The 9,989-nt window shown below is 73.6% G+C and carries 11 protein-coding genes and 1 pseudogene; 6 read left to right on the top strand and 6 right to left on the bottom strand.

The features are described 5' to 3' along the window. A pseudogene (locus AB0M20_RS12255) lies at positions 1-114 on the bottom strand (glycosyltransferase); the annotation flags it as partial. Next, positions 111-770 (bottom strand): glycosyltransferase family 2 protein, encoded by a 660-nt coding sequence (locus AB0M20_RS12250; RefSeq protein WP_364297294.1) that lies wholly within the window; start codon positions 768-770, stop codon positions 111-113. The pseudogene AB0M20_RS12255 and the gene AB0M20_RS12250, both read right to left, overlap by 4 nt. A gap of 157 nt (positions 771-927) precedes the next feature. On the opposite strand from AB0M20_RS12250, the gene AB0M20_RS12245 reads away from it, so the two are divergent. Then, a complete protein-coding gene (locus AB0M20_RS12245) occupies positions 928-1,977 on the top strand; it encodes an NAD-dependent epimerase/dehydratase family protein (protein ID WP_364297292.1) in 1,050 nt (349 codons plus the stop codon). Further along, positions 1,974-3,293: a hypothetical protein gene (locus tag AB0M20_RS12240; protein WP_364297290.1), complete on the top strand. Its 1,320-nt coding sequence runs from the start codon at positions 1,974-1,976 to the stop codon at positions 3,291-3,293. Before AB0M20_RS12245 ends, AB0M20_RS12240 begins: the two co-directional genes overlap by 4 nt. A gap of 6 nt (positions 3,294-3,299) precedes the next feature. On the opposite strand, the gene AB0M20_RS12235 is transcribed toward AB0M20_RS12240, so the two are convergent. Further along, complete coding sequence (locus tag AB0M20_RS12235; protein WP_364297288.1) at positions 3,300-3,992, bottom strand: hypothetical protein; 693 nt, start codon at positions 3,990-3,992, stop codon at positions 3,300-3,302. 171 nt (positions 3,993-4,163) lie between these two features. Here AB0M20_RS12235 and AB0M20_RS12230 point away from each other — a divergent pair, with 171 nt between their 5' ends. Both AB0M20_RS12230 and AB0M20_RS12225 read left to right on the top strand, forming a co-directional pair. Then, complete coding sequence (locus AB0M20_RS12230; protein WP_364297286.1) at positions 4,164-6,185, top strand: sensor histidine kinase; 2,022 nt, start codon at positions 4,164-4,166, stop codon at positions 6,183-6,185. Then, the gene (locus AB0M20_RS12225; RefSeq protein WP_364297284.1) at positions 6,182-6,841 is read left to right on the top strand and encodes a response regulator transcription factor; all 660 of its coding nucleotides are present in this window, start codon (positions 6,182-6,184) and stop codon (positions 6,839-6,841) included. Before AB0M20_RS12230 ends, AB0M20_RS12225 begins: the two co-directional genes overlap by 4 nt. A gap of 9 nt (positions 6,842-6,850) precedes the next feature. Here the strand turns inward: AB0M20_RS12225 and AB0M20_RS12220 are convergent, their stop codons facing one another. Continuing rightward, the gene (locus AB0M20_RS12220; protein ID WP_364297282.1) at positions 6,851-7,360 is read right to left on the bottom strand and encodes a VOC family protein; all 510 of its coding nucleotides are present in this window, start codon (positions 7,358-7,360) and stop codon (positions 6,851-6,853) included. Further along, a complete protein-coding gene (locus AB0M20_RS12215; RefSeq protein ID WP_364297280.1) occupies positions 7,360-7,935 on the bottom strand; it encodes an NADPH-dependent F420 reductase in 576 nt (191 codons plus the stop codon). The genes AB0M20_RS12220 and AB0M20_RS12215 overlap by 1 nt, the downstream gene beginning before the upstream one ends. Positions 7,936-8,020: 85 nt before the next feature. Here AB0M20_RS12215 and AB0M20_RS12210 point away from each other — a divergent pair, with 85 nt between their 5' ends. Together AB0M20_RS12210 and AB0M20_RS12205 are read left to right on the top strand one after the other, a co-directional pair. Beyond that, positions 8,021-8,536 (top strand): MarR family transcriptional regulator, encoded by a 516-nt coding sequence (locus tag AB0M20_RS12210; RefSeq protein WP_364297278.1) that lies wholly within the window; start codon positions 8,021-8,023, stop codon positions 8,534-8,536. Then, a complete protein-coding gene (locus tag AB0M20_RS12205) occupies positions 8,533-9,516 on the top strand; it encodes a zinc-binding alcohol dehydrogenase family protein (protein ID WP_364297276.1) in 984 nt (327 codons plus the stop codon). Before AB0M20_RS12210 ends, AB0M20_RS12205 begins: the two co-directional genes overlap by 4 nt. Positions 9,517-9,529: 13 nt before the next feature. Here the strand turns inward: AB0M20_RS12205 and AB0M20_RS12200 are convergent. After that, on the bottom strand, positions 9,530-9,989 hold a 460-nt coding region (locus AB0M20_RS12200; protein ID WP_364297274.1), incomplete at its 5' end, for a LuxR C-terminal-related transcriptional regulator.

Raw genomic sequence — 9,989 nt, 5'->3', positions numbered from 1 at the left:
GAGGGCGGCGGCCGCGATCCGGGCGGCCTGCTCCGGCGTACACGGTGGACACAGCCGGGTCTTCACCCGGCCGGGGACGGGTGCCTTGGCGAGGACGAGCAGATGTGCGCTCACCGGGCCAGCACCGCGCTCATGTCGCGGATCGCCCGTGCGGTGCCCAGGACCGTACCGGTCACCTTGGACCGTGTCCCGGCCGCCCGCGGATGGTAGTCCACGTCGATCTCCCGGACCCGCCACCCGGCACGGCCGGCGGCGACGAGCAGCTCCAGGGGATAGCCGAACCGGCGGTCGCGCAGGTCGAGCGCGAGCAGGGCGTCGCGGCGGACGGCCCGGATCGGGCCGATGTCGTGCACCGGCAGGCCGGTCCCGCGGCGGACCCGGGCGGCCAGCACCGCGTTGCCGAGCCGTGCGTGTGCCGGCCACGCCCGCCGGGTGACGGGACGACGGCGGCCCACGGCGAGGTCGACGGTTCCGGACCGGACGAGACCGGCGAGCAGCGGCAGGTCGGCCGGGTCGAACGAGCCGTCGGCGTCCAGGACACACACCACACCGTCGGACGGGTCGGCCGCGAGCACTCCGGCGTGCACGGCGGCGCCGTACCCCGGCTGTGGAACATCGACCACGACGGCGCCCAGCGCTCGCGCGATCTCGGCCGAGCCGTCGGTCGAGCCGTTGTCGGCGACGATCGCCCGGAAGCCCGGCGGCATGCGGGTCAGGAGGTCCGGCAGTGCCGGGGCCTCATCCCGGCAGGGAAGCACCACATCGGTCATGGCAGCCGAAGCTAGTTCCGCCGAGGTACCGCGGGCGGTTACGAACCGGGGAGCAGATCTTACGGAACGGTGACGTGCGCCCGGATTCCTTACCTGCCGGTGACGGCGCGGTGCGAACCCCTGCCGCGCGGCGGCGGCGCGGCCTACGGTCGGCGCCGTGACCCACGTGCTTGTTACCGGCGGAGCCGGCTTCATCGGATCTCACGTCACCACCGCGCTCGTCGCGGCGGGCCATCGCGTGACCGTCCTCGACGCCGGCCACTCCGCCGCCCATCGACGGCCGCCGCCGAGCGCCGTCGCCGGGTGCGAGCTGCTGGCCGCCGACCTCCGCGACGTGGCCGCCGTGCGCCGAGCGCTGACCGGTGTGGACGCCGTCGTCCATCAGGCCGCGATGGTCGGGCTCGGCGTCGACCTCGACGACCTGCCCGAGTACGTCGGATGCAACGACCTCGGGACCGCCGTCCTGCTCGCCTCGATGGCCCGGGCCGGGGTGCACCGCCTCGTCCTGGCCAGTTCGATGGTGGTGTACGGCGAGGGCGCGTACACCTGCACTGCCCACGGCCCGGTCTCCCCCGCCGCCCGCGCCGTCGCCGACCTCGCGGCGGCCCGGTTCGAGCCCGCCTGTCCCACCTGCGCCGCACCGCTGGCTCCCGGCCTGGTCGACGAGGAGGCCCGCCTCGACCCGCGCAGCGTGTACGCCGCCACCAAGGTCGCCCAGGAGCACCTCACCGCGGCGTGGTCCCGGCAGACCGGTGGATCCGTCGCGGCGTTGCGCTATCACAACGTGTACGGACCGGGCATGCCGAAGGACACCCCGTACAGCGGGGTGGCGGCGATCTTCCGGTCCGCGCTGGAGAGCGGGCGGGCGCCCAGGGTGTTCGAGGACGGCGGCCAGCGGCGTGACTTCGTCCACGTCCGGGACGTCGCGGCGGCGAACCTGGCGGCGCTCGCGGCGACCGAGTCGGCGAGGGGCTGGCGCGCGTACAACATCGCCTCGGGCAAGCCCACGACGGTGGGTGAGATGGCCGGGGCCCTGGCCACCGCGATGGGTGGGCCCGCCCCGGTCGTCACGGGCGAGTTCCGGCTCGGCGACGTCCGTCACGTGGTCGCCTCCCCGGCCCGCGCGGTGCACGAGCTCGGCTTCCGGGCCGCCGTCGCGTTCGCCGACGGGATGGCCGAGTTCGCCCGCGCCGCCCTCCGCGCGTGAGCACGAGCGTCCGCCCGGCGGTCCGGTCCGGCCGGGCCGACGCCTGGACCGGTGTGGTCGCGATCGGCCTGTTCGTGGTCGCCGCCGTCGCCGGTGCGCTGCTGTATCTCTCCGGCCGGCCGGTCCTGGCCAGCGCGGCGCCGCTGTTCGCGCACTGGCTGCCGCATGTCGGCCCCGGCACACCGCCGGCGATCTGCCTCGCCGGTCTCGTCGTGTGGCACGGGCCGGCGGTCGCCGGTCGGCTCCCCTGGCGGCGGCTGCTCGGCGTCAGCTACGCGGCCGCGACGGCCTGGATCGTGTCACTGGCCCTTGTGGACGGCTGGCAGCGCGGCCTCGCCGACCGGCTCACCACCCGCCACGAATATCTGCACGAGGTCGCCGGCGTCACCGACATCGCGGCGATGCTGCGCACCTTCAGCACCCGCATCCTCGACTTCCAGCCCGACTCGTGGGCGACCCACGTGTCGGCGCACCCGCCGGGCGCCCTGCTCGTCTTCGTCGGCCTCGACCGGATCGGCCTCGGCGGAGGCGGCTGGGCCGCGCTGACCTGCGTCCTGGCCGGCGCACTGATCGCCGTGGCCGTCCCGCAGACCGTACGCCTGCTCGCCGGCGAGTCCGCGGCCCGCGCGACCGTCCCCTTCATGGTGCTGTTCCCCGGCGCGGTGTGGATCGGCGTCTCCGCCGACGGGTTGTTCGCGGGCGTCACCGCCACCGGGATCGCGCTGGTCGTCGCCGGTCTGGTGCGCCGGGCCGCGTGGCCGTCGCTGGCCGGCGGGGTGGTGCTCGGGATGGGTGTCTTCCTGAGTTACGGACTCGTGCTGCTCGCACCCGTCGTGCTCGCCGCCGCCGTGGCGGCCCGGCAGTGGCGGCCGCTGCTCTGGGCGATCCCCGGTGCGGCGGCGGTGGTCGGGGCGTTCGCGCTGGCCGGGTTCTGGTGGCTCGACGGCTACCACCTGCTCGTCGAGCGCTACTACCAGGGCATCGCCGCCGACCGCCCGTACGCGTACTGGATCTGGGCCAACGTGGCGGTGCTGGCCGTTGCCGCCGGCCCGGCCGCGTTCGTGATCCTCCGCCGGGCGGTGACCGGCCGGTCCACGGCCGCAACCCACCTGCTGCCGATCGCCGCCGCGGTGGCGATCGTGGCCGCCGACCTGAGTGGACTGACCAAGGCCGAGGTGGAGCGGATCTGGCTGCCCTTCGGCGGCTGGCTGATGGCCGGCGCCGCGCTGATCCCGGCCGGCGACCGGCGCGGCTGGCTCGCGGCGCAGGCCGGGATCGCGTTGCTCGTCAACCATTTGCTCCTCACCACCTGGTGAGGAGCGTCAGCGGTCCTGCATGACCTCCTCGGCCGGCACCCGTGTCCGGAGGCCGCGGACGGTGAGCGTCACACCGGCCAGCGCCGTCCACACCAGGAAGCCGAACAGGCCGATCATCGCGGCGATCCCGAACGGGGCGATCCACCACGCCGGACCGATCACGCAGACGAGCGAAGCGGCGGCGATGACGACGCCGAACCAGGCGATCCAGCGGGGCAGGAGACGGCCGCTGAGCGCCGCGGCCGAGACGGCCAGCAGGAACAATCCCCGGGGTACGGCACTGAGGTCGCCGATCGTCTCACCCAGGCTGCCGAACTGGCCCAGAGTGAGGATCGTGGCGTCGGAGACCCCGTCGAGCTGCCGGCGGTCGTCGGCCAGGACGATCGGCAGCATCGCGGTGGACCCGTGCAGCCAGATCCAGACCGCCACCAGCGTGCCCGACGCCACGGTCAAGGTCGCCGGGAAGGTGTGGCGGCCCATCAGGTGCACGAGGGCCGTCACGAAGACGATCACGGCGCCGAGCTCGATCGCCGCCGAGGTGACCGACAGGCCGATCGTGTCGAGATTGGTTTCGTACCATCGCCGGAGCACCTCGGCCGTCGCCCCGTCCGGCGGGTCGGCCGCGGTGTCGAAGAGGCCGGCCGCCACAACGGTCAGCGCGGCGGCTCCGGCCAGCAGGGTCGCGGTTCGCGTCTTCATGAGATTCAGGCTCGACCCTCCGGTGTCCCGCGGTCCACGGTCGATCGACCCGTCACCTGCCCGCTCGCCGCCGGGACGGCCGTCCCGCACGGGCCGGGACGAACAACCGATGACCCGGCCCGCCTGCGGCTCGTACGCTGAATCGGGACGCGACGGGCCGGGAAGGTTCCGATGACCACGACTGCGGTGCGCATGTCGCCGGCGCGACGATGGCTGGCCGTCACCGGCGCCGCCGCCGCGACGGCGTTCTTCGGCACGGCCGCCACGCTGGGCCTCGCGCTGCCGGGCGACGACGGCGTCGACGCCGCGGAGATCGCGTTCCTCGCCGCGTTCCTGTCGTATGCGCTGGTCGGCGGTCTGGTGGCCTGGCATCGGCCGGGCAACCCGGTGGGGTGGCTCCTGCTGGCGACCGGAACGACCATCCTGCTGTCCGCCGCACTCGACGGGTACGCGTACTACGCGCTCGTCGCCCGCGAGGGCGCGGCACCCGGCGGCGTCTGGGCGCGCTGGGCGCAGCAGTGGCTCTTCGCCCTCGCCTGGAGCCTCGGCACGACCCTGCCGCTGCTGCTGTTCCCCGATGGACGCCCACCCACCCGCCGGTGGTCCTGGCTGATCCGGTTGACCGCAGGTGTCGTCGCGCTGAACACGTTCACCGCCGCGCTGATGCCCGGGCCGATCGGTGACACCGTGCCAGTGGCCAACCCGGTGGGGATCACCGCCGCGTCGACGCCGCTCACCTATCTCGACGACGTGGCGTTCTGGGTGTGCGGGGCGATCACCGTCCTGGGATTGGTGTCGCTGGTCGTCCGGTGGCGATTGTCCACCGGCGGTACCCGCCGGCGGCTGGCGTGGCTAGGCCTCGGCGGGCTGACCGCCCTCTTCCTGATCGTGCTGGGCGCGGTGGCGGACGCGCTGGGGGCGTCCGCCGGCGCCGGAAGCGTCCTGGTGGCCGCGGCTCTGGCGACGCTGCCGGTTTCGGTGGCGGTGGCGATCCTGCGCGCCGGGCTGTTCGACATCCAGGCCCTGTTCACCCGCGGCATCGTCTACGCCGCCCTCACGGTGGTCATCATCGCGACCTACGCGGCCGGCATCGCCGTCACACCGGCGATCGTCGGCCGGGAGGCCGGCACCGCCGCCTCGATCGTGGCCGCCGCCCTTGCGGCCGTGCTGCTGAACGCCGTGCGGGAGAGGATGCAGGGTGCCCTGGAGCGTGGCCTGTTCGGCGAGCGACGCCGGCCCTACCGGGTGCTGTCGGATCTCGGCGCGGTGACCCGGCGCCCGGACGCCGCCGGTGGGGCGCCGGCGGAGATGGCGGCTCTGCTGCGGCGATCGTTGCGGCTTCCCTACGTCGCGGTGCACCTCGAGGGCCGTCCGGTGGTCGAGTCCGGCGTGCCGACGGCCTGGACGGACGAGTTCGCCCTTCCGCTGGTCGACGGCCGGCTGGTGGTGGCGCGCCGGGATCCGGGCGACGAGTTCACCGCCGCCGAGCGGGATCTGCTCGTGGATGCCGCCCGGCAGGTCGCGTACGCGGCGCGGGCGGAAGCCCTCGCCGACGACCTTCAGGTAGCCCGGGAACGGCTGGTGCGGGCCCGTGAGCAGGAACGGCTGCGGATCCGCCGGGATCTGCACGACGGGCTGGGTCCCCTGCTGGGCGCCGTGACGCTGCGGCTGGACGTGCTGCGCGCGCACGTTCCCGAGACGGATCCCGAGGGCCGCGCGCTCGCCGACCGGGCGAAGCGGGACGTGCGCGTCGCCCTGGCGGACGTGCGGCGGCTGATCGAGGGCCTGCGGCCGGCGGCCCTGGACACGGCGGGTCTGCGTCCGGCGCTCACCGAACAGGCAGCGGCCCTGCTCGGCCCGGCGGTGACGGTCTCCGTCGAGTGCTCGGACGACGTCCACCTCGCCGGTCCGGCGGCCGAGGTGGCGGCGTACCGGATCGTGGTCGAGGCACTGACCAACATCGCCCGGCACTCCCGGGCGACGCACGTCGAGGTCGAGGTCCGGCTGAGCGACACACACCTCACGGCCACCGTGACCGACGACGGCAGGGGGTTCGGCCCGCCGCACCGCGACGGTCTCGGCCTGCGGTCGATGCGGGAACGGGCCGCGGAACTGGGCGGCCATTGCGACATCACGAGCCGCCCCGGCCGGGGGGTCACCGTGTCGTCCGCCATCCCCCGCGAGGAACCGTGAACACCCCGATCCGGGTGCTCATTGTGGACGACCACCCGATCTTCCGCGACGGACTGCGCACCGGCCTGCAGCCGTTACCGGACATCACGGTGGTCGGCGAGGCGGCCACCGCGGCCGAGGCGCTGGCCCTGGCCGGCCGGCTCGGGCCGGACGTCGTCCTCATGGACCTCGGGCTGCCGGACGCCGGCGGCATCGCCACCACCCGCGAGATCCTGGCCCGGCACGAAAGCGTCGCCGTCCTCGTGCTGACCATGCGCGATGACGACGTCTCGGTGTTCGAGGCGATCCGGGCGGGGGCGAGCGGCTATCTGCTGAAGGGCGCGGACCAGGAGGAGCTCGCGCGGGCGGTGCGCGGCGTCGCGGCCGGCCAGGCCGTCTTCGGGCCCAGTGTCGCTCCCCGTGTGCTCGGCTGGGCGGGCCGGGCCACGGCCGGCGCCGCCGTCTCGTTGGACGCCGATCTCACCGCGCGCGAGCGCGAGGTTCTCGATCTGCTGGCGGCCGGTTGGGGCAACCAGACGATCGCCCGGCGCCTGCGGATCTCGCCGAAGACCGTCCGGAACGTGGTGTCGGTGCTGATCGGCAAACTTCAGGCCGCCGACCGGGGCGAGATGATCGTCCGGGCCCGCGCCGCCGGCTTCGGAGCCGGCGGCACGTGACCCGGTGCGTCACCGGGTCGCGGTCACGATGTCGCCGGCCGTGCCGACGCCGCTCCACCGCCGCACCTCGGCCTCGAGGTCGAGCCGGTCGATCGGGGCGGCGTTCTCGAACTCGCCCCACTCCTGCCGCGGCAGCATCCACATGATCTCGAACTCGTTGCCGTCCGGATCCGCGCCGTACAGGCTCTTGGTGGCGCCGTGGCTGGACTCGCCGGTGAGCGCGCCCGCCTCGGCGAGGGTCTTGCGGGCCTGCACCAGCTCGTCGATCGTGTCGACCTGCCAGGCCAGGTGGTAGAGACCGATGCCGCCGCGGTGCTTGGGCGGCGCGGCCGGCCCGACGCCGAACAGCCCCAGGTCGTGGTGGTTGCCCGAGCGGGGCAGGCGCAGGAAGGCCGCGTTGGCGCGCGGCTCCCGCACGGCGACCTCCATGCCGAACACGTCGGTGTAGAAGTGCTCGGCGCGGGCGAGGTCGGCGACGAACAGGACGGCGTGGTTGAGCCGGACGGGACCGATGCCCATCACTGCACCACCGCGAAGCCGCCGGTCCAGGAGATCTTCTCGCCGGCCGCGAGGGTGATCTGCAGGAATCCGAGGGCCTCCAGCTCGCGGGCCCGCTGCAGGCCGCCCACGTCCACCGCACGCAGACCAGCGGCGCTGACCACACCGGCGAGCAGCGCCTTGGCGTCGCCGTCGTCGCCGGCGATCAGCACGGTGGTCGTCTGGCCGCCCACCGAGCCACCCTGCAGGGTGCCGGCGAAGTTGGTGTTGAACGCCTTGACGACGCGCGACTGCGGCAGCGCGGCGGCGATCTCGGCGGCCGCCGAGGAGTCGGCCGGGACGGTCAGGCTGTCGAACGTCTCGAAGTTCAGCGGGTTGGTGATGTCGACGACGATCTTGCCGGCCAGCTGCGGGCCACGCTGGGCGATGACCTGCGCGACCGACGGGTACGGCACCGCGAGCACCACGATGTCGCCGGTGACCTCCTTGGCGGCGTCGGAGCTGTTCACCAGCTCGACCGAGTTGCCACCCTTGGCGACCAGGCCGGAGATGGCCTGACCCATGTTGCCGGTGCCGATGATGCTGATGTGCGCCATGTCGTCCTCCTCATTTGGTTGCATCTTCAACCTACGCCCAAGTCGATAGTTGTAGCAACAACTATTCTGATGTAAACATGTGAGCGTGGATACACGATGGCTCTCCCCCGAGGAGCTGACGGCATGGGTACGGCTGACCGCCGTCCTCGAGCTGCTCCCGGCGGCCCTGGACAGCCAGCTCCGGCGTGACGCCCAGCTCACCCACTTCGACTACTACGTGCTCGCGATGCTCTCCGAGGCGCCGGCGCGTACCTTGCGCATGTCAGCGCTCGCCGAGCGCACCACCGCCTCGCTCGCCCGCCTCTCCCACGTGGTGCAGCGGCTCGAAGGCCGTGGCCTGCTCGAGCGTTTCCCCTGCCGGGAGAACCGGCGCGCCACCAACGCCCGGCTCACCGAGGCCGGCTGGCAGAAGGTCCGCGACAGCGCCCCCGGCCACGTGGCGACGGTCCGCGAGAACGTCATCGACGCCCTCACCCCCGAGCAGACCGCCCAGCTCGGCGAGATCGCGATCGCCATCCTGCACCGGCTCGACCCCGACCGCGCCAGATCGGCGCTCTACGAGCGGTACGACCGACCGACCGAAACCGGAGACCGGGCATGACCCGTACGATGCGCGCCGCCGTCCTCGACCGACCCGGCCCCGCCACCAACCTGCGGGTGCGCGACGTGCCCGTGCCCACGCCGCGGCCCGGATGGGTGCTGATCGAGGTCAAGGCGTTCGGCCTGAACCGCTCCGAGCTGATGACGCGCCTCGGCTTCTCCGGCGACGCCGTCACCTATCCCCGCGTGCTGGGGATCGAGGCCACCGGCATCGTCGCCGAGGCGCCCGGCGGCGAGTTCACGCCGGGGCAGCAGGTCGTCACGATGATGGGCGGCATGGGCCGGGAGTACGACGGCGGATACGCCCAATACACCTGCGTGCCGGCCGCCCAGGTCATCCCGTTCCGGTCCGAGCTGCCCTGGGACGTGCTCGGCGCCGTGCCGGAGATGCTGCAGACCGCGTACGGGTCACTGACCGTCGGCGTCGATGCCCGACCCGCGCAGACCCTGCTCGTCCGCGGCGGAACCTCCTCGGTCGGGATGGCCGCCGCCGTCCTGGCGAAACGGCAGGACATGACCGTGCTGTCCACCACCCGCAACCCGGACAAGGCGGCGGTTCTCACGGCGCTCGGCGTCGACCACGTCCTCGTCGACGACGGTTCCGTCGCCGATCAGGTGCGCCGCATCCTCCCCGACGGCGTGCACGGCGCGATCGAGCTGGTCGGGACCACCACCCTGCCGGACACCCTGCGCTGCGTCCGGGTGCACGGCACGGTGTGCTTCACCGGCATGCTGTCGAACGAGTGGACCGTCGAGAACTTCTACCCCATCGGCTATCTGCCGCAGGGCGTGCGTCTGACCGCCTACTCGGGAGAGGCGGGCAACCTCCCGGCCGGCGTCCTGCAGAGCTTCCTGGACGATGTCACCGCCGGGCGGGCCCGCGTACCGATCGATCGGGTCTTCGACCTCGACCACATCAGCGACGCCCACACCCTCATGGAGTCCGGCGAAGCCCGGGGAAAGCTCGTCGTGCTGCCCTGACGGCCGGCCCGATTCAATGCCGGCCGACGAGGTCGCCCACCTCGGTGCGGGAGGAGGCGCCCAGCTTCCGCAGGATGTTCGAGACGTGCACGGCGGCGGTCTTCGGCGAGATGTAGAGGCGGCGGGCCAGCTCGGTGTTGGTCAGCCCGTCGCTGATCAACACCGCCACCTCGCGCTCCCGAGGGGTCAGCGCGGCCGGGCCGCTGACCGCGGTCCCGGCGTCGGCCGGGGCCATGCCCAGCTGCGCGCGCACCTGGTCGAGCTGGGCGACCCGCCAGCCACGCCACTGCGCCAGCAGCGACGCGGCGGCCTCGACGCGCGCGGTGGCCTCGGCACGCTTGTCGGCCGCGAGCAGGCAGCGGGCCGCGCCGACGCGGACGGTGCCGCGGGTCGCGGGGGCGAGGATGTGCGCCTCGGCGATGGACTCGTAGCCGGCCAGCGCCTCGGCGTGCCGGCCGTGCGCCTCGGCGAGC

This window comes from Actinoplanes sp. NPDC051633, from assembly GCF_040681735.1.
GTDB lineage: Bacteria > Actinomycetota > Actinomycetes > Mycobacteriales > Micromonosporaceae > Actinoplanes.
This window is presented reverse-complemented; position numbering and strand designations above follow the sequence as displayed.